This window comes from Dietzia aurantiaca, from assembly GCF_021033825.1.
Classification (GTDB): domain Bacteria; phylum Actinomycetota; class Actinomycetes; order Mycobacteriales; family Mycobacteriaceae; genus Dietzia; species Dietzia aurantiaca.
On record NZ_JAIFXZ010000009.1, the window covers coordinates 74,103 to 97,585 of the forward strand.

At 70.4% G+C, this 23,483-nt stretch carries 17 protein-coding genes and 2 tRNA genes; 12 read left to right on the top strand and 7 right to left on the bottom strand.

The window, feature by feature from the left end:
- Positions 1-85 precede the first annotated feature (85 nt).
- Positions 86-2,299: an ATP-dependent DNA helicase UvrD2 gene (locus K3888_RS10875; protein ID WP_230930364.1), complete on the top strand. Its 2,214-nt coding sequence runs from the start codon at positions 86-88 to the stop codon at positions 2,297-2,299.
- 49 nt (positions 2,300-2,348) lie between these two features.
- Here K3888_RS10875 and K3888_RS10880 read toward each other — a convergent pair whose 3' ends face one another.
- The gene (locus tag K3888_RS10880; protein ID WP_230930285.1) at positions 2,349-3,665 is read right to left on the bottom strand and encodes an ABC1 kinase family protein; all 1,317 of its coding nucleotides are present in this window, start codon (positions 3,663-3,665) and stop codon (positions 2,349-2,351) included.
- A 7-nt stretch (positions 3,666-3,672) separates the two neighbouring features.
- Positions 3,673-4,644: a hypothetical protein gene (locus K3888_RS10885; RefSeq protein WP_230930286.1), complete on the bottom strand. Its 972-nt coding sequence runs from the start codon at positions 4,642-4,644 to the stop codon at positions 3,673-3,675.
- A gap of 123 nt (positions 4,645-4,767) precedes the next feature.
- Between K3888_RS10885 and K3888_RS10890 the strand changes: the two genes are divergently transcribed.
- Positions 4,768-5,403 carry a M48 metallopeptidase family protein gene (locus K3888_RS10890; protein ID WP_230930287.1) on the top strand — a complete coding sequence of 212 codons (636 nt, stop codon included), beginning with the start codon at positions 4,768-4,770 and terminating at the stop codon, positions 5,401-5,403.
- Positions 5,404-5,512: 109 nt separating this feature from the next.
- On the opposite strand, the gene K3888_RS10895 is transcribed toward K3888_RS10890, so the two are convergent.
- Positions 5,513-6,925 (bottom strand): zinc-dependent metalloprotease, encoded by a 1,413-nt coding sequence (locus K3888_RS10895; protein WP_230930288.1) that lies wholly within the window; start codon positions 6,923-6,925, stop codon positions 5,513-5,515.
- A gap of 79 nt (positions 6,926-7,004) precedes the next feature.
- Between K3888_RS10895 and K3888_RS10900 the strand changes: the two genes are divergently transcribed.
- The 8 genes from K3888_RS10900 (at position 7,005) to K3888_RS10935 (ending at position 16,844) form a co-directional block, all read left to right on the top strand.
- A complete protein-coding gene (locus tag K3888_RS10900) occupies positions 7,005-8,066 on the top strand; it encodes a YlbL family protein (RefSeq protein WP_230930289.1) in 1,062 nt (353 codons plus the stop codon).
- Between the two features lie 66 nt (positions 8,067-8,132).
- The gene (locus K3888_RS10905; RefSeq protein WP_230930290.1) at positions 8,133-11,216 is read left to right on the top strand and encodes a UPF0182 family protein; all 3,084 of its coding nucleotides are present in this window, start codon (positions 8,133-8,135) and stop codon (positions 11,214-11,216) included.
- A 199-nt stretch (positions 11,217-11,415) separates the two neighbouring features.
- A tRNA-Met gene (locus K3888_RS10910) sits at positions 11,416-11,492 on the top strand.
- Positions 11,493-11,793: 301 nt separating this feature from the next.
- Positions 11,794-11,870 (top strand) — tRNA-Met (locus K3888_RS10915).
- A 223-nt stretch (positions 11,871-12,093) separates the two neighbouring features.
- The gene (locus K3888_RS10920) at positions 12,094-13,191 is read left to right on the top strand and encodes an NAD(P)-dependent alcohol dehydrogenase (protein ID WP_230930291.1); all 1,098 of its coding nucleotides are present in this window, start codon (positions 12,094-12,096) and stop codon (positions 13,189-13,191) included.
- Between the two features lie 151 nt (positions 13,192-13,342).
- Positions 13,343-14,815, top strand: a complete 1,473-nt coding sequence (locus tag K3888_RS10925; RefSeq protein ID WP_230930292.1) for an aldehyde dehydrogenase — start codon at positions 13,343-13,345, stop codon at positions 14,813-14,815.
- A gap of 12 nt (positions 14,816-14,827) precedes the next feature.
- Complete coding sequence (locus tag K3888_RS10930) at positions 14,828-15,637, top strand: enoyl-CoA hydratase-related protein (protein ID WP_308281980.1); 810 nt, start codon at positions 14,828-14,830, stop codon at positions 15,635-15,637.
- Positions 15,638-15,683: 46 nt separating this feature from the next.
- A complete protein-coding gene (locus K3888_RS10935; protein WP_230930293.1) occupies positions 15,684-16,844 on the top strand; it encodes an FAD-dependent oxidoreductase in 1,161 nt (386 codons plus the stop codon).
- A gap of 95 nt (positions 16,845-16,939) precedes the next feature.
- Here K3888_RS10935 and K3888_RS10940 read toward each other — a convergent pair whose 3' ends face one another.
- Complete coding sequence (locus K3888_RS10940) at positions 16,940-18,067, bottom strand: acyl-CoA dehydrogenase family protein (RefSeq protein WP_230930294.1); 1,128 nt, start codon at positions 18,065-18,067, stop codon at positions 16,940-16,942.
- 176 nt (positions 18,068-18,243) lie between these two features.
- Here K3888_RS10940 and K3888_RS10945 point away from each other — a divergent pair, with 176 nt between their 5' ends.
- Positions 18,244-18,858, top strand: a complete 615-nt coding sequence (locus K3888_RS10945; RefSeq protein WP_230930295.1) for a TetR/AcrR family transcriptional regulator — start codon at positions 18,244-18,246, stop codon at positions 18,856-18,858.
- Between the two features lie 132 nt (positions 18,859-18,990).
- Positions 18,991-19,701, top strand: coding sequence for a chymotrypsin family serine protease (locus tag K3888_RS10950; protein ID WP_230930296.1), 711 nt, complete (start codon positions 18,991-18,993; stop codon positions 19,699-19,701).
- 180 nt (positions 19,702-19,881) lie between these two features.
- On the opposite strand, the gene K3888_RS10955 is transcribed toward K3888_RS10950, so the two are convergent.
- From K3888_RS10955 to K3888_RS10965, 3 genes are all read right to left on the bottom strand, one after another.
- On the bottom strand, positions 19,882-21,087 hold the full coding sequence (locus K3888_RS10955; RefSeq protein WP_230930297.1) for an acyl-CoA dehydrogenase family protein: 1,206 nt from the start codon (positions 21,085-21,087) through the stop codon (positions 19,882-19,884).
- Between the two features lie 49 nt (positions 21,088-21,136).
- A complete protein-coding gene (locus K3888_RS10960; protein ID WP_230930298.1) occupies positions 21,137-22,543 on the bottom strand; it encodes an acyl-CoA dehydrogenase family protein in 1,407 nt (468 codons plus the stop codon).
- 117 nt (positions 22,544-22,660) lie between these two features.
- Positions 22,661-23,470, bottom strand: a complete 810-nt coding sequence (locus K3888_RS10965) for an inositol monophosphatase family protein (protein ID WP_230930299.1) — start codon at positions 23,468-23,470, stop codon at positions 22,661-22,663.
- Between the last annotated feature and the right edge of the window lie 13 nt (positions 23,471-23,483).

The following is a 23,483-nucleotide window of genomic DNA, read 5'->3' on the forward strand; positions in this document are numbered from 1 at the left end:
AACGCCCGCGCCCCGGCGAATCATCCCCGGGGGAGGCCGGGGGCATGATGTCGGACGGGGATGCCACGATGGGGGCGTGAGTGACATGCAGCGGGCAGGTGGGGGAGGCAGGGCCGACTGTGAGCAGGCCGGGGAGCGGGTAGGACAGCAGTCCGGCCCGCACCGCGATGTCGGGCGGGCCGGGTCACGTCCGGGCGGTGCCGGATCCGTGCTCGAGGGCCTCGATCCCCAGCAGCGTCACGCCGTGCTCGCGCCGCGCGGACCGGTCTGCATCCTCGCCGGCGCCGGCACGGGTAAGACCCGGACCATCACCCGGCGTATCGCGCACCTGGTCAACACGGGTCACGTGCGGGGCGACCAGGTCCTGGCCGTGACGTTCACGGCTCGCGCGGCCGGAGAGCTCCGGATGAGGCTTGCCGGGCTCGGCATCGCGGACGCGGGAACCGGGCCCGTCCAGGCGCGGACCTTCCACTCGGCGGCATTGCGGAACCTGTCGTACTTCTGGCCCCGGGTGTACGGGGAGGAGCCGTGGCAGCTGCTGGACGGGCAGTTCCGGGCCGTGGCCCAGGCGGTGCGCAGGGTGGGCCTGGATCCGAGCACCGAGACCATCCGAGACGTGCTCACGGAGATCGGCTGGGCCAAGTCGAGCCTGCTCACCCCGGACACTTACGCCGAGCAGGCGCTCGCGCTGGGGCGTGATCTGCCGGTCCCCGCTCCCGAGGTCGCGCGCGCGTTCCGGGCGTACGAGGATCTCAAGGTCTCGGGCCCGGTGCGGATGCTGGACTTCGACGATCTCCTCGGGCACATGGCGGATCTGGTGGAGGACGTCCCGGCGATCGCGGAGGAGTTCCGCGATCGCTACCGTTGCTTCGTCGTGGACGAGTTCCAGGACGTCACCCCTGCCCAGCAGCGCCTGCTGAGCGCATGGCTCGGCAGACGTGACGATCTCACAGTGGTGGGGGACGTCAACCAGACCATCTACTCGTTCGCCGGGGCCGAGCCGGACTTCCTGCTGGGCTTCGCCGACCGGTACCCGGGTGCCACTGTGGTCCGGCTGGAGTCGGACTACCGGTCGACTCCGCAGGTCGTGGACCTGGCGAACGACGTGATCGGCGCCGGTGCCGGTCGCTTCCGTAGTGCCGGGCTGACGCTGACGGGTATGCGGCCGCCGGGCCCCGAACCGCAGCTGAACGAGTACGCCGACGAGGATTCGGAGGCAGAGGCCGTGGCTGGCGCGGTCGCAGACCTCGTCCACGGCGGCCTGGACCCGTCAGAGATCGCAGTGTTGTACCGGGTCAATGCCCAGTCCGAACGGATCGAGGCCGCGCTCGAGCAGGCCGGGATCGGCTACCGGCTCAAGGGCGGGGAGGGCTTCTTCGAGCGGCCCGTGATCCGACGGGCCATGTCGACGATCGACCGGATGGTCGACGGTTCCGACGAGGCGACCGTGCAGGCGGGCGCCCGGCTCACCGACCCCACCGAGGTGGTGGCGGCCATCAGGCGGGTGCTGGAACCCATCGGGTTGACCGCCGCCGAGCCGTCCGGTGCCCAGGCCCGCGAGACCTGGAACGCCCTGACCGCACTGGTCGGGCTGGCCGAGGAGATCGCCACCGCCGAGTCCCGGCCCGGCGTGCTGCCGGTGGTCGCCGGGCTCCGCGAGCGGGCCGCCGCACGTCACGCCCCCGACGAGCGAGGGGTCACGCTGGCATCGTTCCACGCGGCCAAGGGCCTGGAGTGGGACGCGGTGTTCCTCATCGGGGTCCACGAGGGCAGTCTGCCCATCAGCCACGCGATCAACGCCGGGCCGGATGCCATCGAGGAGGAACGCCGGCTCCTGTACGTGGGCATCACCCGGGCCCGGGAGCACCTGTCGCTGTCGTGGAGCCGTAGCCGACGCGCGGGAGGCAGGGCGACCCGGCGACCGAGTCGCTTCCTCGATCCGGTTCGCCCGGCAGGGGCCCCGGCGGCGCCCAGGCGCAGCTCGGACTCCTCGGACAAGGGCCGGTGCCGGAGCTGCGGGGAGAAGCTCACCGGGCCCATGCATCGGGCGCTGGGTCTGTGCCCGGACTGCGCCGTCGAGGTGGACACCGGCTTGTTCGAGCGGTTGCGGGACTGGCGTAAGGACACCGCGGAGCGGATCGGCAAGCCCGCCTACACGGTCTTCACCAATGGCACCCTGGCGCAGATCGCGCGCGACAGGCCGGCCGACACCCGGGCCCTCGGCCGGATCGGCGGGATCGGGGCCCACAAGTTGGGCGAGTACGGCGACGATGTGCTGAGACTAATCCGCGAGGGCTGACGCGGGGGCGAGCGTTGCCACCACGGCGAGCGCTGGTCTGAGACCCGCCTCACTCCTCCTCGGCGAAGATCTCCGGCATCCAGCGCCGCACGATCTGCTGGTACGGGGCGGTCGCCTGCAGCTGGCACAGCATGCCCACGGATGCCGACAGGACCCGGTGGATCAGCACATACTCGCGCGGCAGGGTGAATGAGCGCGACGTGCGGAACTCCCGTCCCGAGACGTCGCCGTACACCGCGAGGATGCCCTGCATCCAGGCGCGATCGAAGTGGAACGTCGGCTCGCGCATCGGCTCGATGAACGGGCCGAGGAACGCCATCGCGTCCTCCGGCTCGAGCCCCCCGCGGCCCACGTAGCCGGCCCGGGTCATCAACGCGACCAGGTCGTCGCTCCGGTTCTGGAGAGCGAGCCGCATCATCGAGGTCAGCGCCGGAGGGAACCCCTCGGGCAGCGGGATGGACGCGCCGAAGTCCAGTACGACCATCCGGCCGTCGTCGTCGAGCACGAAGTTCCCGGGGTGTGGGTCGCCGTGCATCAATCCGACCCGGGCCGGGGAGCTGAACTGGAACTCCGCGAGCAGTGCCGCGGCCCGGTCGCGCTGCTCCTGCGAACCCGCCACGGAGATTTTGCTCAGCGCACGGCCGTCAGCCCATTCGGTCACCAGCACCTTGGGGGAGGACGCCAGCACCGAGGGGACGCGGATCTGCGGGTCGTCGGCGAACACGGTGGCGAAGACGCGTTGCGTGTCGGCCTCGTGGCGGTAGTCGAGTTCGGAGACCGCGCTGTCGTACAGCTCGTCGATCACGCCCTTGACGTCGGTGCCGGGATTGAGCGGCCGGAGCAGTGGGGCGAGGCGGCGCAGCTGCCGCAGGTCGGATCGCAGTGCCTCGTCGGCGCCCGGGTACTGGACCTTGACGGCCACCTCGCGGCCGTCGGACCAGACGGCGCGGTGCACCTGACCGATCGACGCGGCAGCCGCGGCCTCGCCGTCGAACTCCGTGAAGCGGTCGCGCCACTTCAGGCCCAGCTGGGCGTCCAGGACCTTTTCGACCTCGTCCGCGGGAAGCGGCGGTGCCTCGGCCTGAAGTTTGGTGAGCGCCTCCCGGAACGGCTCGGCGTACCTGTCGGGCATGCCGGCCTCGAAGACGCTCAGTGCCTGCCCCACCTTCATGGCGCCGCCCTTGAGCTCGCCCAGGACCGCGAAGACCTGCTCGGCGGCCTGATCGGCGAGTTCCTCGGTCAGGTCGCCCTCGCCGCGGCCCAGAGCGCGGCGGCCCAGGGAGCTTGCGGCGCGGCCGGCGATGCCCAGCGGCAGCCCCGCGAGTCTAGCTGCACGTCGGGATGAGGTGCGGGGGAGTTCTGACACGACACAATCATGACAGAGGACGCGCCTGCGTCGTGGCCCCACAGTCGCAGCCCCGGTCAACCGGCCATTCCCGACGTTTCCACAGACCTTCCGCGGGATTGATCTCGACGGTGGCGCCGACCGTCTGGAGCGGCGCGTCGGGCTGGCGGGTCGCCGACACCTCGGCCAGCACCAGTGCGGCGGCCGCGGTGAGCGCCGGGACCCCGGCCTCGGAGGCGTGGTCGACGAGCTGGGCGGCGACGAACGGCCACCGCGGGTCCTGCCGCGCCCGGAACAGGTCGGTGCATCGCAGGCAGGGGCTGGCCCCGGGCACGACCGTCGGGCCCACCACGACCCGTCCGTCGCGGCAGTACGCGTGCAGGTGCGTCTGCCCGGATCGGTTGAGCACAGCGGTCACAACAGGGTCCACAGCGACGGTGTCGGTGAGGATCACCAGGTCGGGGGCGGGGCCGCGGCGAAGCCACGGTGGCCGCTCGGCGTCGAGGGTCAGGCCCGGGCTGGCGCCGGTGGTGACCCGGCAGCCGTTCACCGACAGCGGCCCGCGGAGGATCTCAGAGATCTGACCCGCCCCCTGGATATGCACTCGCCGTACCGGTGCGGGTCTGGGCCCCTCGCCGGACGGGAGCGGGCCGTCTGGCGCCGCGGGGTTGTCGCGCGAGGCCCGCCGGCCGGTGCGGTGGAGCCGAACGTGGCCGAGGTCCGCCAGACGTAGAAGAATCCGGGCGACCTCGGCCGTCTCGTCGTCGTCGACCCCGACGCGGGCGGCCGCCGACTCGATGGTGCCGCCACCCTTCAACCCGGTGAGCACCGCGGCCAACCCGCGCGCCCCCAGGCGGGCGGGCGCGCGCACGACCACCGCGCGGTCGGGCGCCAGGCCGACCTGCACCGACCCGGGGTCGCGGACCACCACGACGGTCCCGGGCCGCAGGCGAGCCCGGACGGGGGTTGCCACTGTCGAGGGCGCAGGCGGGGAGCTCATGCGGCCATCGTGGCACGAGGTCGCCCGCGGAACACCTCGGAGAGACCAGGTTATCCACAGGGGCGCGGTCCCGATCCGGCCTGTGGATTCGTGCTGTCGGCGAGGTCGTCTACGGTGGTCGCCGTGCCGCCCACGACCGCTGACCACACCGGACTGCCCACGAGCCCTGACGATCCGCGGATCGACGTGCGTCGGTCGAAGCGCCGCAAGCGCACGGTGTCGGCGCGGGTCGAGGGAGAGACGGTCGTGGTGCTCATGCCCGCAGGTCTGCCCCGGTCGGAGGAGCATCGTCTCATCGCGCAGATGCTGGCCAAGCTGGCCCGGTCGGGTCGCCGACGTAGGACGCGGTCCTCGGACGCCGAGCTGATGGAGCGTGCGGGGGAGCTGTCGGAAAAATGGCTGGGCGGCCGGGTGGTGCCGGCGTCGGTGCGGTGGGTGCCGGCCATGAGCACGCGCTGGGCGTCGTGCTCACCGGGCTCTCGGGAGATCCGGATCAGTGAGTCGCTGCGGGACGTGCCGCCGTATGTCCTGGACTACGTGGTGGTTCACGAGCTGGCGCACCTGGTGGTTCCGGGCGGGCATCCGCCGGAGTTCTGGCAGCTGGTGCGACGTTTTCCCCGGACAGAGCGGGCGATGGGTTACCTCGAGGCGTACTCGCGGGCGCTGCGGTCCGGCGCAACCAGCGAAGGATCGGCTGGCGAGGGGGACGAGGAGCCGGGCGAGGGCATGGGAGATCTCATCGACGACAGCGCGGGGTAGGCGCCGATGCCCGGCGCCGACGCCCGCGGGAAGTAGAGGAGAACCACGACGACGAGACGACGACGGGCCGGCCGCCGCCGGCAGCCGGCCCGTCCCGGGGCGTCACCTCTCAGGCCGTGTCCTGCGGCCCTTCGGAGTCGGAGGCGTCGTCACCGGCGCCACCGCCGGATTCGCGCAGGAACCGCTCGATCTCGTCGACGCCGCTCGAATCGCCGGTGGACTCGTCGAGCAGCCGGTCGATCACGGCTGCCGGGTTCTCGAGGTCCTCGCCGACGGGCAGAAGATCGGGATGATGCCACAGGGCGTCACGACGCTCGGTGCCGACGGCCTCGCCGACACGACGCCACAGCTCAGAGGCCTCGCGGGCCTTCCGCGGCCGCAGCTCGAGCCCGACGAGGGTGGAGAAGGCCTGCTCGGCGGCACCGCCGGTGGCGCGGCGGCGCAGCCACATCTCGCGCAGCTTGTCGGCGCTGGGCAGCCGGTCGCCCACCGCGGCGGTCACTACCGCGTCGACCCAGCCCTCGACGAGCGCCAGCAGCGTCTCGAGCCGGCCGAGCGCCGCCTCGTTGACGTTGGTCACCTTGGGACCGATCGCGCCCTCACCGCCGGAGAACAGCTCCTGCAGCTTGGCGGGGTCCTGGAGGATCGACGGGTCGAGACCGGAGGCCAGATCGTCGAGCCCGGAGGTGTCCACGCGGATCCCGCGGGCGTACTCCTCGACGGTGGCCAGGAACCGGGCGCGTAGCCACGGGGCGCCGGCGAACAGTCGCAGGTGCGCGGCCTCACGGGCGGCGAGGAACACCACGACCTCTTGGCGGGGTAACTCGAGCTCGTCGGCGAACGCGTCGATCGCGGTGGGGCAGAGCGCGGCGACTCCGTCGTCACCGAACGGCAGGCCCACCTCGGAGGAGAACAGTACGGCGGGTGCGAGCTTGCCGAGCCCCTGCCCGAGTTGCATGCCGAAGCCCATGCCGCCCATCTGGTCGAGCATCCCCAGCAGCGGACCGGCGATCTGCCGCGCCTCCTCGGGCATGGCGCCCTTGGTGGCGGAGTTCATCTGCTCGGCCACGGGGGTGCAGATCTTCTCCCAGGTGGGCAGCGACTGCTCGACCCACTGCTGCGGAGTCCACGCCTCGGTGCGGTGGACACCGGTGGGGAACACGGTCGTGTCGTCCAGCCACAACTCGGCGAGCCGGACCGATTCCTCGGCCGCGGTGCGCGAGTCGTCCGTGACCACGGGCGTGCGGCCGAGCGCCTGCAGGGCGACGGTGCGGGCCAGCTGGTAATTGACCGGGCCGGAGCTGCCGGGGCCGGACATCGCCGAGCCCATGGAGCCGAGCATCTGTCCGAACTGGGAGATCATCTTGCCGAGGTCGCCGAACTGCGAGGGGTCGAAGCCGCCGGGGCCACCGAAGCCGAAGCCACCGGGCCCACCCGGGCCGTCGGAGCCGCCCGGGCTCTTGTCCCGGTCGTCGCCTCGCCCGTCGTCGTCGGAGGCAGAGAAACCGAAGGGCTGGTTCATGCCACAACGGTACAGCGTGCAGGGGCGCGGGGTCCGGCCGCGACGCCACCGGTCGGGGGAGCGGACTACCCTGTGCTGGGTGAGTCGCCGCTTGTTCACCCTGTTCGCCGCGTTGGTCCCGGCGGTGCTGTTGCTCGTCCTCGCGACGTCGGCGACGGTGCCCCTCGTCTCGATGGGACCCGGCCCGACGTACGACACACTCGGCCGGGCGCAGGTGGAGACGGAGGGCGGCGGCGTCGAGGAGGTACCGGTCATCGAGGTGACCGGGCGTGAGACGGATGAGACCACCGGGTCGCTGCGGATGACCACGGTCGCGGTGCGGGACCGCCTGACCCTGATGGACGCGATGCGCTTCTGGCTGGATCCGGCGCAGGTCGTGGTCCCGCGGGATCAGGTGTTCCCGCCGGACCGCTCGCGCGACGAGGTACGGGAGTCCAACGTGGCGGAGATGGTGGGGTCGGAGAACAGCGCGGAGGCCGCGGCCTACCGGTACCTGGGGATCCCCATGCAGCCGCGGGTCGAGGGAGTGGACCCGGACGGTCCGGCGGGGGGCCGCCTTGAGCCGGGCGACATCCTCACCTCGGTCGACGGCGCGCGGGTGTCCGATGCCGCCGAGGTGGTGGAGGAGGTGTCCGCGCACCGCCCGGGTGACGAGGTGGGTATCGGCTTCCTCCGTGCCGACGAGGAGATGACGACGACGACGACACTGGCCCCGGCCGGTCCGGATGGTGATCCCGAGCAGGGCCGTCTGGGCATCCTCGTCGGGGACACCCCTGCCGACGGCACGGATGTGCAGATCTCGGTGGCCCCGGACGTCGGCGGGCCTTCCGCCGGGCTGATCCTGGCGATCGCGATCGTCGACCGGCTCTCGCCCGGCGAGGCGACCGGGGGTGCGGACGTCGCCGGTTCCGGCACGATCCGACCCGACGGCACCGTCGGCTCGATCGGCGGGATCCGCCACAAGATCCGGGCCGCCAGCGAGGAAGGGGCCACGGAGTTCCTGGTTCCGGCGGCCAACTGTGGGGAGGCTGTGCAGAGTCCCCCGGAGGGCATAAGGCTCATCGAGGTCTCCACGCTCTCCGGCGCGCTGGAGGCGCTGGAGACCGCGGCTTCCGGGGGCGAGCCACCGACCTGCGGCTGAGGCGTGGCATTTCCGTAAGGTGGGACCAACGAGCATGTCCGCCCCAGCAGTCCAGGAGCAACACCTGTGTCCGTCCGCCCACCCGGCAATTCGCCCGGCCGGCCTCTCGCGATCTCGCGTCGCGGCCGTGCCGTCGCCATCGCAGTCGTCGTCCTCATCGTCCTCATCCAGGTCCTACCCAGGCTCAACTCCACCTACACGGACTGGCTGTGGTTCGGAAGCGTCGACGCCACCAGCGTGTTCCGTACCGAACTGCTCACGCGGCTCGGTCTCTTCGTGGTGGTGGGCCTGTTCATCGGTGTCGCGGTGGCGACCGGCATCGTGCTGGCCTTCCGCTTCCGGCCGGTGTTCCTCGCGCAGGCGGGCCTCCCGGACCCGCTGACCCGCTACCGGGCCGCGATGGGCGGTTCGCCGGCCAAGACCGTGGTCTGGATCCCGATCGTGCTCGGTGTCCTGGCCGGTGCGGTCGCGCAGACCGGTTGGCAGACCGTCTTGGCGTTCTTCAACTCCACCCCGTTCGGTCAGACGGACCCGCAGTTCGGGCTCGACATCTCCTTCTACGCGTTCCAGTTGCCGATGTGGCGCTCGATCGTCACCTGGGTGATGGTCGCGGTGGTGCTGGCATTTCTGGCCAACCTGCTCACGCACTACATCGTCGGCGGGCTGCGGCCCGGCGCGCGTGAGGGTGCGCTGACGCGCGCGGCCCGGATCCAGCTGGTGACGCTGGCCGGCATCTTCGTCCTGGCCAAGGCGGCGGCGTACTGGCTCGACCGGTACGAGCTTCTGTTCCGCGAGAACGCCACCTTCACCGGCGCCGGTTACACCGACGTCAATGCCGTCATGCCGGCCAAGATCTTCATGTTCGCCGTGGCGCTGGTCTGTGCGGTGGCGTTCTTCTCGGCGATTGTCATCAAGGATCTGCGGATCCCGGCACTGGCGACGGTGCTGCTGCTGTTCTCCGCGCTCGTGGTCGGCTCCGCGTGGCCGCTGGCGGTCGAGCAGTTCTCGGTCAAGCCCAACCGTGCCGAGAAGGAGCGCGAGTACATCGCCCGGAACATCGAGGCCACCAGGGCGGCGTATGACATCGGCGACGACCGGGTCACCTACATCGAGAACTGGGGCGCGGCCAACCCCAATCCGCGCGAGGCGGCCTCGGACATCACCACGCTGTCGAACGTGCGCGTGCTCGATCCGAACGTGCTGTCCCCGACGTTCACCCAGCAGCAGCAGCTACGCAACTTCTACGGTTTTCCCGAGACCCTGAGCATCGACCGGTACACGATTGACGGCGAGATGCAGGACTTCCTCGTGGCGGCCCGTGAGCTCAACCCGTCCTCGCTGCAGGCCAACCAGCGGGACTGGATCAACCGGCACACCGTCTACACCCACGGCAACGGCTTCGTGGCGGCGCCGGCCAACCGGGTCAACGAGATCGCGGACGACGCGGGCTCGGACCGGGGTGGTCTGCCCAACTACCAGGTCTCGGACCTCGACGCGATCAACAACGACCAGGAGATGATGATCCCGGTCACGCAGCCCCGCATCTACTTCGGCGAGCTCATCGCCCAGTCGGATCCGGACTACGCGATAGTGGGTAACAACGGCGACGGCCCGCGCGAGTACGACACGGATACCGAGCAGTACACCTACACCGGTGAGGGCGGCGTCCCGCTGGGTGGTTGGATCAACCGCACGGCCTATGCGCTCAAGTTCGCCGAGCGCAACATCCTGCTGTCCGGTCTGATCGGCGCCGACTCGAAGATCATCTACGACCGCGATCCGCGGGACCGCGTGCAGAAGGTGGCCCCGTGGCTCACCACGGACACCAACACCTACCCGGCCGTGATCGACGGACGCATCAAGTGGATCGTCGACGGTTTCACCACCCTCAAGACCTACCCGTACGCGGAGCTGAGCTCGCTCGAGGCCATGACCTCGGATTCGCTCAGCGACGGCGGTGGCCGGGCGTTGCCGGACGAAAAGGTCTCGTACATCCGCAACTCGGTCAAGGCGACGGTCGACGCCTATGACGGCACGGTGGATCTGTACGCGTTCGACGAGTCCGACCCGGTGCTGCAGACATGGATGAAGGCCCTGCCCGGCATCGTCCAGCCCGAGTCCGAGATCTCCGAGGAACTGCGAGAGCATTTCCGGTACCCGGAGGATCTGTTCAAGGTGCAGCGTGAACTGCTGGCCAAGTACCAGGTCGACGACCCGGGCCAGTTCTTCACCAACGACGCGTTCTGGTCGGTGCCGTCCGATCCCACGGTCACCTCGTCGATCCAGAACCCGCAGACCCCGCCCGCGAGCGGTCCCATCGGCGGGCCCGCCGGCGGCAACACCGGTGGTGCGGGAGGCGGCACGCAGACCGCCGAGCGCGAGGGACCGAGCCAGCCGCCGTATTACGTCGTGGCGTCGGACCCGTCCGACCCGGACTCGGACACGCCCTCATTCCAGCTCATCTCCGCATTCCGCGGGTACGAGCGCGAGTTCCTGGCCGCGCACATGTCGGCCAGTTCGGACCCGGAGACGTACGGCGACATCACGGTCCGTGTGCAGCGGCCCACCGAGCCGCTCGCCCAGGGCCCCAACCAGGCGCAGGACATCATGATCGCCTCGCCGGCCATCGCCCAGGATCGGCGTCTGTGGGGCGAGACCGCGGAGATCACCGAGGGCAACCTCCTGGCACTGCCGCTGGCCGGGGACTCGGTCCTGTACGTGGAGCCGATCTACACGCAGCGTAAGGACCAGGACTCGGCGTTCCCGCGTCTGCTGCGCGTGATGGTCACCTATGACCGTGCGGTCGGCTACGCGCCCACCCTGTACGAGGCACTCCAGCAGGTGGGGATCGAGACCGACCCGGACGCCGTCCGCATCGATGAGAGCGGCGCGGCCGAGGCGGAGGCGGAGGAGAACACGTCCCGTCCCGGTGGCAGCAATGAGGGCTCGGCGCCCCGTCCGTCCACCCCGCCGGCGACCGGCGGGGGCGAGGGTGAGGGCGCTGACCGCGCCGCCGCGGTGCGCGAGCTCAACTCCGCGTTGGCGGCTGTCCGGTCGGCGCAGAGCAGTGGCGACCTCGGCGATCTGGGTCAGGCGCTCGATGACCTGCAGGCCGCGGTCGACGCCTACCAGGCACTCGGCAACGGGTAGCTGACGCGGCATTCGGGCCCGCCCGGGTCGGTCCACCTCACGGAGACCGACCCGGGCGTCGTCGTTGGCGGGCCCGACCCCAGCGCGTTCACCTGCGGCGATTCAGGTTCCTGTGTGCGTTCGGTCACGTTCTCGTCGATTCGCGTTCACCGATTTGCTTTGTTCGCCAAGTGGCACGTAGTGTCATACACGCAATCGACGCGGGGTGGAGCAGCTCGGTAGCTCGCTGGGCTCATAACCCAGAGGTCGCAGGTTCAAATCCTGTCCCCGCTACCACTGAACGAAGCCGGTGCGAGAATTCCTCGCACCGGCTTCGTCGTCGTTGGCCCTTGAGTTGCCATTCCTTTCGGTAGGCGGTGCTGGTCAACTGCCGCCGCCTGTGAGCCGCGGTCCAACAGGTGGGGCGATAGGGATACGCGGGCGGTCGGCGAGCATTGCAACTACTGAGGCTCCAGGCGATTAGTGATGCGTCGACGGCTTTGGTAGCCTCAGAACTCCAACAGCAACCGGGAAAGCGGCTGATAGTCACCAGGTCGGAAGCTGTTGGAATGTCTGCCAGGTGATGGCGGACAGGCGACGCGGGGTGGAGCAGCTCGGTAGCTCGCTGGGCTCATAACCCAGAGGTCGCAGGTTCAAATCCTGTCCCCGCTACCACTCACTCAGGTCCGGTTCCCGACAGGGAGCCGGGCCTGAGGTCATTTGTGCCCCGCGTGCTTCGGCCACCATGCCGCCGGGCCTCCCAGGCCTCCCCGTCTGCACGGTGTGCTGCCCCTCGCGAGGGAGAGTCTTGTGGCCGCGTGGAGTGCCCCATAACGTGGACAGACGTCTAGGCAGGAGTCCGTCGACACTGTCGCGTCCATACTCGGAGGCCCCGTTCATGAAGACCCGTGCAGCAGTTGTCGAAGGTCCGGGGCAGCCCTTCCGGCTGTCCGAACTCCAGATCGACGAGCCCCGCTCCGACGAGATCCTGGTTCGCGTCAAGGCCGTGGGTCTGTGCCACACCGATATCACGATGACGATGATGCTTCCCGAGGAGATGTTCCCCCGGGTCTTCGGCCATGAGGGCGCCGGAGTCGTCGAGGCCGTCGGCGCGGATGTCCAGGGCGTGAAGGTGGGCGATCACGTGGTGATGAGCTTCCGCTCGTGCCGTGAGTGCGATCGCTGTCAGGCCGGGGCGGTCGGCTACTGCAGGCAGGCCATGGCGCTGAACTACCTGGGTTACCGGTCGGACGGGTCGACCACCTTCCACCGCGACGGGGCGGCAGTGGCCGGTTCGTTCTTTGGTCAGTCCAGCTTCTCCGAGCTGGCGATCGCCTCCCCGGACAACGTCGTTGTGGTCGACCCCGACGTGGACCTGTCGACAGCCGCCCCGTTCGGCTGTGGTTTCCAGACGGGCGCCGGCGCGGTGCTCAACACCATCGACCCCGACCCGGCCTCGAGTCTCGTGGTCTACGGCGCCGGCGCGGTCGGGCTGTCGGCGGTCGCCGCGGCGCGAGCCCGGCGAGTGCAGACGATCATCGCCGTGGACACCAAGGATTCCCGGCTGGAGGCCGCCGCTGGCCTCGGTGCTGTCGGCGTCAATCCGTCCGAGTTGCCCGACGGGTCGTTTGTCGAGCGTATCCGCGAGCTCACCGGTGGCGGGGCGGCCGCGGGTGTCGACACCACCGCGGTGCCGCAGGTCATCAAGCAGGCCGTCCGGGCGCTCGCACCGCGCGGGACCCTCGTCGTGGTGGGATTGGGGGCGCCGGAAATCGAACTCGACGCCGTGGACCTCATGCAGAACGGCAAGATCGTGCGGGGTTGTATCGAGGGCGACTCGGATCCCAAGACCATGATCCCGGAGCTGCTGGGGATGTACCGTGCCGGCGACCTCCCGCTGGGCTCGCTCGTCACCACCTATCGCTTCGACCAGATCAACGAGGCGGTCGAGGATGTCGAGGCGGGCAAAGTCGTCAAGCCCGTACTCGTCTTCTGACCCGCACACTCGCTGCGCTGCTCGGTGCGGCACCGCTCGGTGCGGCCGTCGGAAACCGCGCCGCGCACGGCGGCCACCTCCTATGGTGGACAGGTGTCTGTCCGCATGTCTGACGCGATGGACGAACGCCCGGTGACGGCAGGAGAAGCCCATGACCACTTCACTCGACCGCGACGCCCTGCTGATCGGCACGCAGTGGCGACGGCCGGAGACCGACGCGATGATCGAGGTGATCAGCCCGCATTCGGAGGACGTGGTCGCCCGGGTGCCCGAGGGCTCTGTCGCGGACATCGATTCCGCGGTGATCGCCGCCCGCGAGGCCTTCGATCGCGGGCCGTGGCCGCGGATGGCCCCGGACGAGCGGATCGAGGTGGTGGCGCGACTGTCCGCGTTGTACGCCGCGCGGCTCGAGGAGATGGCGACCGTGATCTCCACGGAGATGGGCTCACCGATCTCCTTCAGCAACCTCGCCCAGGCGCCGGCCCCCTGGATGATGATCGAGGCGTTCACGAAGATCGCGCGCGAGTTCCCCTGGGAAGAGACCCGCGCCGGGGCACTCGGCGGCGAGGTGATGGTGCGCCGTGAGGCGGTCGGCGTGGTCGCGGCGATCCCACCGTGGAACGTCCCCCAGTTCACGGTGCTGTCCAAGGTCATCCCGGCATTGCTCGCCGGCTGCACGATCGTGGTCAAGCCCGCACCCGAGACACCGCTCGACAGCTATCTACTCGCCGGCCTGCTCATCGAGGCCGGCGTGCCCGAGGGGGTGGTGAGCATCGTCGCCGGTGGCCGCGAGGTGGGCGAGCACCTGGTGCGGCACCCCGGGGTCGACAAGGTCGCGTTCACCGGCTCGACCGAGGCGGGCCGGAAGATCGGCGCGATCTGCGGCGAGCAGCTCAAGAGGTGCTCACTCGAGTTGGGCGGCAAGTCCGCGGCGATCGTTCTCGACGACGCCGACCTGACGACCGTCGTCGAGGGTATGAAGTTCCTGGGCGTGATGAACTCCGGCCAGGCGTGCGTGGCCCAGACCAGGGTGCTGGTCAGCCGGGAGCGCCATGACGAGGTCGCCGAGGCATTGGCAGAGGGCATCGGCTCGATGGTCGTGGGCGACCCGCTGGACCCGGCCACCGAGATCGGCCCGATGGTCGCCCGACGGCAGCAGGAGCGGGTCAACTCCTACATCGAGATCGGCCGGCAGGAGGGGGCGCGGCTGCTCACCGGCGGAACCGGGCGGCCGGACGGATTGGAGAGCGGCTGGTACGTGCGGCCCACAGTGTTCGCGGGTGTCGACAACTCCATGCGTATCGCGCAGGAGGAGATCTTCGGTCCGGTCCTGTCGGTGATCGCCTACGACGACGTTGACGACGCCGTGCGCATCGCCAACGACTCCGACTACGGCCTCGCGGGCACGGTGTGGACCGGTGACCGCGACGCCGGTCTGGGCGTGGCCCGCCGCGTGCGGACAGGCACCTACGGCGTCAACACATACACGATGGATTTCGCCGCCCCGTTCGGCGGATTCAAGGCCTCAGGCGTGGGCCGTGAGTTCGGCCCGGAGGGGCTCGCGCAGTACACCGAACTCAAGTCCGTCTACCTCGGAGAGCCCGTCCCGGGCGCCGGCAGCTGAGGAGCTCCCCACGTGACCACGCACGCCGACATTCTCGAGGTGCACGACGCGGACCGTGTCCGCACGCTCACAATGAACCGTCCCGACGCGCTGAACGCCTTCAACGGCGCCCTTTATACGGAGCTGGCGCGTGCCCTCCACGCGGCTGACGAGGATCCGGACGTCGCCGTTGTCCTGCTGACCGGCCGCGGACGGGCGTTCAGCGCGGGCACCGACCTCGTCGAGATGGCCGAACTGGTCGCGGACGGCGGTGACAACCGGGCGAGCACCGAGGAGCACGGCTTCAATCTGTTGGTCGACGCGCTCATCGCGTTCGGCAAGCCCCTCGTCGCGGCGGTCAACGGGCTCGGCCTCGGCATCGGGGTGACGCTGCTCGGGTACGTCGACCTGGCGTTCGCGGCCGAGGGCGCCCGGTTCAAGTGCCCGTTCACCAGCCTCGGCGTGGCTCCCGAGGCCGCTTCGAGCTACCTGATCCCGCGGCTCGTCGGTCACCAGAACGCCGCCTGGGTGCTTTTGTCCTCGGAGTGGATCTCGGCCGAGGAGGCGCACGAGATGGGTCTGGTCTGGCGGCTGTGCGCACCGGAGGAGTTGATGGCCGAGGCCACCGCGCACGCCACCCGCCTGGCCGCGCTGCCGGTCTCGAGCCTGCGCGCGGTCAAGAAGGCGATGACCGAGCCGATCGCCCGTCAGGTCACCGAGGCGCGGCAGCGGGAGAACCGGTTGTTCGCGGAGTTGCTCGGTGGGCCCGCGAACTCGGAGGCGCTGGCGGCATTCGCCGAGGGGCGAAAGCCCGACTTCACCTCGCTGCCGGACGGCGCCTGACCCGCCGGCGCGTCCCCGTGTGGCCCGGGTGGGCCAGGATGGCGGGGTGACCACCTCGCACCCGCCCGCGCCCCGCCCGGTCGACGTGGTGGTGATCGGCGCTGGGCAGGCCGGGCTCTCGGCCGCCTACCACCTGAAGCGGCGGGACTTCGTATCGGTGGGCCGGGCGAGGTCGGGGGATCGTACCTTCGTGGTGTTGGACGCCGAGGACGGTCCCGGCGGCGCCTGGCGGCACCGGTGGGAATCACTCACCATGGCCACAGTCAACGGAATCTTCGAACTGCCCGGGATGGCCGTCCCGGGCGTCGACCGCACCGCCCCGAGCCGCCGGGCACTGCCCGTCTACTTCGCCGACTACGAGAAGCACTTCGACCTGGATGTACGGCGGCCGGTCCGGGTCAGATCGGTACGGCGGGGCGGTGACGGGCCCGATGACGGGGCGGGGGAGCACCTCGTCGTCGTCGCGGAACACGGCTCGGACACCCACGCCGGCGCGGACCCGTCCCGCGGCTCCGGCGCCGAGCGTTGGGCGGCGGGGTACGTCATCAACGCCACCGGCACCTGGTCCCGGCCGTTCTGGCCCCGTTACCCGGGCCAGGAGACGTTCCGCGGTCGCCAACTCCACGTCCACGACTACGTCGCCGCCGAGGAGTTCGCCGGGCAGCGGGTGGTGATCGTCGGCGCCGGCATCTCGGCCACGCAGCTGCTCGAGGAGATCTCGCTGGTCGCCGACACGTTCTGGGTGACCCGCCGCCCCATCGAGTGGGAGACCGGACCCGCGCCCGCGAATTTCTCGGCCGCGATCGACCGTGTCGCCGACCGGACCCGCCGGGGGCTGCCGCCGGAGAGCGTGATCAGCGTGACCGGCCAGTTCCGCGGCCCCTGGATCGAACGGGCCGAGGCGCGCGGCGTCCTGGTGCGTCACCCCATGTTCACCCGCATCGAGCCCGACGGCGTCCGGATGCCCGACGGGCGGCTCGAGGAGGCGGGCGTCATCCTCTGGGCGACCGGGTTCCGGCCGGCGGTGGCGCACCTCGCGCCCCTCGGCCTGCGGACCACCGAGGGCGGGATCCGCGTGGACTCCGGGCGGGCGCTCGACGAGCCCAGGCTCTTCCTGATCGGCTACGGCCCGTCCCAGTCGACCGTGGGCGCCAACCGGGCGGGCCGTGACGCCGTACGCGCGATCGTCGCCGACACCCGCCCCTGACGCAGCAGATCCGCTACCCGGCTGGGCGATGCGCTCCCCGATGGCGGGTAGCGGACCGTGCAGCCGGGCACCGGATCTGGCGGGCGAGGACGGGATCAGAGAGTGCGCGAGATCAGTTCCTTCATGATCTCGTTCGTGCCGCCGTAGATCTTCTGCACGCGCGCCGAGGCGTACATGCGGGCGATCGGGTACTCGGTCATGAAGCCGTAGCCGCCGAAGACCTGCAGGCTGCGGTCGATGATCTCGCACTGCTTGTCGGTGCAGTAGTACTTGGCCATGGAGGCGGTGGCCGGGTCCAGCTCGCCCCGCAGGTGCAGGCCGATGCAGTGGTCGAGCAGCGTGCGGGCGGCCAGGGCCTCGGTCTTGCACTCGGCCAGCTCGAAGCGCAGGTTCTGGAACTTGAGGATCGGCTTGCCGAACGCCTCGCGTTCCTTGGCGTACTCGGTGGCCAGGCGGACCGCGGTCTCGGCGGCGGCCACGGCGGTCACGGCGATGATGAGGCGTTCCTGGCCCAGTTGCTGCATGAGCTGGATGAAGCCCTGGCTCTCGCCGGCCTCGCCGCCGAGGATGTCGCCGGCGGGCACGCGCATGTCGTTGAAGAACAGCTCCATCGTGTCCTGGTACTTCAGGCCGATCTTGTCGAGCTTGCGGCCGCGATCGAAGCCGGGCAGGTCGGCGGTCTCGGCGACCAGCAGTGACAGCCCCTGGGCGCCCTCGCCGCCGGTGCGGGCCACGATGATGACCAGGTCGGCGTGCATGCCGTTGGAGATGAAGGTCTTGGAACCGTTGACCACGAAGCTGTCACCGTCGCGGGTGGCGGTGGTTCGCAGCGCCTGCAGATCGGATCCGGCGCCCGGCTCGGTCATGGCGATCGCGCCGACCATCTCGCCGGTGGCGAGCTTGGGCAGCCAGCGCTGCTTCTGCTCCTCCGTGCCGTACTGGAGGATGTAGTGCGCCACGATCGTCGAGTGGACCGAGTTTCCCCAGCCGTCGTCCAGTGCGCGGGTCTGCTCCTCGGCGATGACGGCCTCGTGGGCGAAGGTGCCGCCGCCCCCGCCGTACTCCTCGGGGATCGAGATGCACAGCAGGCCCGCGTCGCCGGCCTTGTTCCAGAACTCGCGGTCCACGGCGCCCTGCTCAGCCCAGCGCTCGAGGTTGGGGACGGTCTCCTTCTCGAGGAATGCCCGGGTGTGGGCGCGCAGAGCGTCCAGGTCCTCGGTCATCCAGGGGGAGCGGAAGGGGGCGGGCTCGAACACGGGGCGACTCCAGAGTGGTGCGTATCGGGGCCGTTGCGGCCTTGACTTCCGCCACTATACAACTGCATGGCATGCAAGTGTATGGTCGGTCTTCGAGTGGCGCCGTCGGCGCCGGGGCACACAGGGGAGACGAGGTGGGGACAGTGGCCGGGGACGGAACCGAGCAGGCGGCTTCCTGGACGAGCGCCGCCGCCGGCGATGCCACTGCGCGGTCGCGGATCCGCCGGGCCGCCCTGGAGCTGTACGCGGAGTACGGCGAGGACCGCGTCTCCATGCGTAGGGTCGCCGCGGAGGTCGGGGTGACGATCGGCCTCATCCAGCACCACTTCGGGACCAAGGACGGGCTACGACGGGCCGTGGACGAGGTGGTGGTGGAGAGCGTGGTCCAGACACTGGCGACCGTCGACCACTCGGGGCCGGCCGCGGAGGTCGTGGCGGCCCGCGACGCGGCGGTCCGGGAGATGCTCGAGCGGAACCCCGTGATCGTGCAGTACCTCAACCGGGCGCTCCTCGAACCGGGCGGACGCGGCGGACCGCTGCTCGAGGCGATCGTGGACCTCACCACCCGCGTGGTGGAGGGACTGCGCACCGAGGGCCTGGCGTCCACGCGCAGTTCGGACAAGGTGCAGGTCGTACGAACCCTCATGGGTCAGGTCGGGGAGTTGTTCCTCGAGCCGGTGGTCTCGGCCATCTGGGCGCATATCGACGGCGAACCGGCACTGCGGCCGACGATCCGGATCACCGTCGAGGGTGCGTGACACCAGCAGCGGTTGTCAGACGGAGGTAGCGGAACGGAGTGACGATGTGCGCTGTGCATACCGGCCGACCTGCCGCTACGCTGTCGGGAGCGTAGACCCCGCCATTTCGGCCGGGGTGGGAAGGACACGCTCATGAGGTTCACCCGTCTGGCGCGGTTCGCCGCGGCGACCATGATGGCCGGCGCCACCGCCCTGGTCGCTCCTGCCGCGGCACAGGCTGCGGTCCCGGTTGGAGGCGGCACGCCCGTCCTCGTCGGCGGAACGGCGGGCTGCACGATCACCGCCGCGGGGTTCGATTCCACCGGCGCGCCGGTCGCGTTCACCGCTGCCCACTGCAGTGACCGTATCGATTCCCCGGTCATCCTCAAGGACAACGAGGGTGCCGGCGTGATCGGCACCATCGCCACCCGCAACGAGATCCTCGACTACTCGGTGATCCGCCTGAACCCGGGCACCGCCTTCCCGGTGCGACAGCAGGGCGTCACGGGCCGCGGGCCGGCGCCGCAGTTCGGCGACATCGTCTGCAAGGACGGTCTGTCGACCGGGCACACCTGCGGCATCACGTGGCAGCGCGAGGGCGTTCGGTTCTGGAGCCAGGCGTGCGCCGGTTACGGCGATTCCGGCGGTCCCATCACCCGTGACGGCCGTCTGGTGGGCCTGGTCTCCGGTGGCCACATGCCCCCGGCCGCCGGTGCGGTCGGAAGCGTCGGCCCGATCCTGCCGTCGTGCGTCCACCCCGCCCAGTCGCCGTTCTTCCTGCCTGCCCTCGGCTACTCGTTCGACGCGATCGTCGACGATGCCACGGCACGCGGCTGGCCCGGCCAGGGCTTCCAGATGGCCTGACACGCCCGCGGATCCGCCAGGACCCGGCACCGGACTCACGGTGCCGGGTCTTCGCATGTGAGGCGCCTGCAGCGAGAGCCTTCACGTCGAACGCCGAACGCCGAACGGGGAACGCCCCCACGGACTCGGGGTCCGTGGGGGCGTTCGGCGATCTGGATGCGGGCGGGCGCCCGCATCAACTCACTTGAGCTCGGCGCTCGACAGGTCCAGGATGCGGCGCGCGATAACCAGCTGCTGGATCTGCTGCGTGCCCTCGAAGATGTCGAGGATCTTGGAGTCGCGCGACCACTTCTCCAGGAAGCTACGCTCGGAGTAGCCGTACGTGCCGGCCAACTCGACCGCGCCGAGGGTGACGGCGGAGCCGGTACGCCCGGCCTTGGCCTTACACATCGATGCCTCCTTGGTGTTGGGCATCTTGTTGTCCGCCATCCAGGCCGCGCGCAGCGTGAGGAGGTAGGACGCCTCCCAATCGGCCTCGAGCTCGAGGTACTTGGCCACGGCGGCGGGCTGGCTGGTCGCGGGACGGTCGTAGTCGATCTCCAGCCCGGCCTCCTCGAGGAGCGTGCGGATCTCCTCGAGCGCGGCACGCGCCACGCCCACGGCCATCCCGGCAACGAGCGGACGGGTGTTGTCGAAGGTCTGCATGGCGCCGGCGAAGCCCTTGTCCACGCGGATCTCCGGATCGCCCAGGAGGTTCTCCTTGGGGACCCGGCAGTCGGTGAATGAGATCTGCGCGGTGTCGGAGGCGCGGATGCCGAGCTTGTGCTCGAGCCGGTCGACCGAGACGCCGGGGTGGTCCCGCGGCACGACGAACGACTTGATCGCGGCGCGGCCCTTGCTCTTGTCGAGGGTGGCCCACACGACGATGTGGTCGGCGCGTTCACCGGAGGTGACGAAGATCTTGGTGCCGTTGATGACGTACTCGTCGCCGTCGAGTCGGGCGGTGGCCGACACCGCGGCCGAGTCGGAGCCGAAGTCGGGCTCGGTGATGGCCATGGAGGCCCACACGCGGCCGAACTTCTCCATCTGCTCGTCATCGGCCACCGCGGCGATGGCCGAGTTGCCGAGCCCCTGGCGGGGGATCGACAGGGTCAGGCCCACGTCCCCCCAGCAGGTCTCGATGATGTTGAGCAGCGACTTCATATTGCCGCCGTTGGCCACACCCTCCCGCTTGGGGGCGCCGCCGGATCCCATGGTGGCGCCGGAGGCGGCCTGGCCGGCGTCCTCCATGGCCTCCATCATGGCCTTGAGGGTGTCCAGCTCGACGGGGTACTCGTGCTCGGCGAGGTCGTACTTGCGGGAGACGGGGCGGAAGATCTGTGTGGCCACCTGGCGGGCCTGGTTCGCGCCCGCCTGGAGCTTCTTGGGCAGTTCGAGGTTGATCATCGCGTGGAGTCCTTGGTCCGGGTCGGGTGGGTGGCGGGGCGATGGGTGGTCACAGGACCACCACGCCCTCGGCCACTCCGACGGCGCGCAGGTCGCGGTACCAGCGCTCGACGGGGTGTTCCTTGGTGAAGCCGTGGCCGCCGAGGAGCTGGACGCCGTCGAGGCCGATCTTCATGCCCTTGTCGGCCGCGATCTTGCGGGCCAGCGCGGCCTCGCGTGCGAAGGACAGGCCCTGCTCGGCGCGGGAGGCGCCGCGCCAGGTGACCAGCCGCATTCCGTCGAGCTCGGTGGCCATGTCGGCCACCGCGAACGCGACAGCCTGACGGTGCGCGATGGGCTCGCCGAACGCCTGTCGCTCCTTGACGTACGGGGTGACGTAGTCGAGCACCGCGTGGGAGGTGCCCACGGCGAGGGACGCCCAGCCCAGACGCGACAGCCGGATGACGTCGGCGTAGGCGCTGGCGCGATCCTCGGCGGACACCTCGGGGCCGCCCAGAACGGCGTCGGCGGGCACCGAGACGTCGGTGAGGACGATCCGGCCGAGGCCGCCGGCGCGCAGACCCATCGACGGATCGGCCTCGATGACCAGGCCGTCCGTGTCGGACTCGACGACGAAGAACGTCGGCGCGCCGTCCAGGGTCGCGGCGATGATGAAGAGCTCGGCGCTACCGGCGGTGGGCACCATCGACTTCACGCCGCTGAGGGTGAAGCCGCCGGCGACGCGTGTGGCGGTGGTGGCGAGTGCGAACGGGTCGAACAGCGGACGCGGCTCGGTCACCACGACGGCGGCGGCCGGGACCTTCTCGGAGGCGAACGCCGGCAGGTAGGACTTCTGCTGCGCGTCGGAGCCGAACTGGGTCAGGGTGGTGGCGACGCCGGACGGGGCGAGGATCGGCAGTGCGAGTCCCATGTCTCCGTAGGCGAGTGCCTCGGCGACCAGCGAGTTGGTCACCACGCCGCGCTCGGAGGCGATGCCGTCGAACTCCTCGGGCACGTTCAGCATCGTGGCGCCGATCTCGGCCGAGCGCTCCAGCAGCGAGGCGGGGGCCTCGGCGGCGGCATCGGCGTCGTGGGCGGCCGGCCGGAGGACCTCGGCGGCGAAGTCGCGCACGGTGTCGGCGATCATCTGCTGCTCGTCCTCGAGCGTCAGGTCGAACAGGTCGGTGCGCGCGCCGGTGTCGGCGTCGGGCAGGCGCTTGGGGGCGCCGCCGCCGGCGACCTTCTTGAACGACTTGGTCGCGGCGCCGAGGGTCTTGAAGCCGGTCCTTGTGGCCTCGTAGGTGACCCGGTCGACCTTCTGTCGAAGACCGAAGCGCTCGGCGAACTCGGACCCGGTGATGGTCGTGAGTGCGCGCATGGCGGCACCGATCGCGTCGATCCTGGTCGGGTTCAGGCCCGGTGTGGAGTTCTCACCGCGCCCGGTCGCGGACGGGGTCGTGGAGTTCTTGCTCATCATCACCAGCTGTTCTCGTGACGGAGTGGACGGTGTGGTCGAAGGAGACCTTACTCCGGAGTAAGTTACGAGCGCCAGACCTTCCCCCAAACCCGCTGCCGGGACGAGAAGAAGGCGAGGTCAGCCGCGTAGGAGTGACACGGCCTGTTCGACCGCGCCGGGGCGTCCGGCGACAAACCAGTCGTACCCGTTGACCTCGACGGTCGTGCAGCTGCCGCCGGCGCCCTCGACGAGGGCGCGGCCGGGCAGCCAGTCCCATTCCGGGCAGGAGTGCTGGGCCCACACCGTGTGGACGCCGCAGGCGACCGAGGCGAGATCGACCGAGCCGGAGCCGAGCATCCGGATGGTCGCCGCGCCCCGGCTGACGCGGTGGAAGGGGTCGGCCAGGTCGGGGTCGTCGAAGAACGGCGGGTGCAGGTAGGTGGCGAGGCTACCCGTGGCGAGATCGCCGGGGGCCAGGCGGGCGACGGGCACGCCGTTGCGGCGCGTGGGGATGTCGGAGCCACCGACGAACGTGTCGCCGGTGACGGGGCGGTGGACGGCTCCGAGCAGGTAGTCGTCGGGGCCGGTCAGGGCCACGGCCGAGCACCAGTAGTCCGAGCCGTTGACGAAGTTGTAGGTGCCGTCGACGGGATCGACGGCCCAGCGCCGGTCGTGGCTTCCGGGGACGAGGGTGCCCTCCTCGCCGAGGACACCGTCGTCGGGGCGGTGTCGCGCGAGCAGGTCGGTGATGTGGCGCTCGGCGGCGTTGTCCGCCTGGGTGACCACGTCGGAGACGGAGGTCTTGTGGTGGACGTCGAGGCCGTCCTCGCGCAGGCGTCGGGCCAGCGTGCCGGCGTCGACGACGAGGCGGGCCGCCAGGTCCGCGTCGGTCATCTCCGCGGTCGACGTGTCGGGCGTATATCGGGGTGTGCGGGTGTCGATTGCCATGAGCTACCTCTGC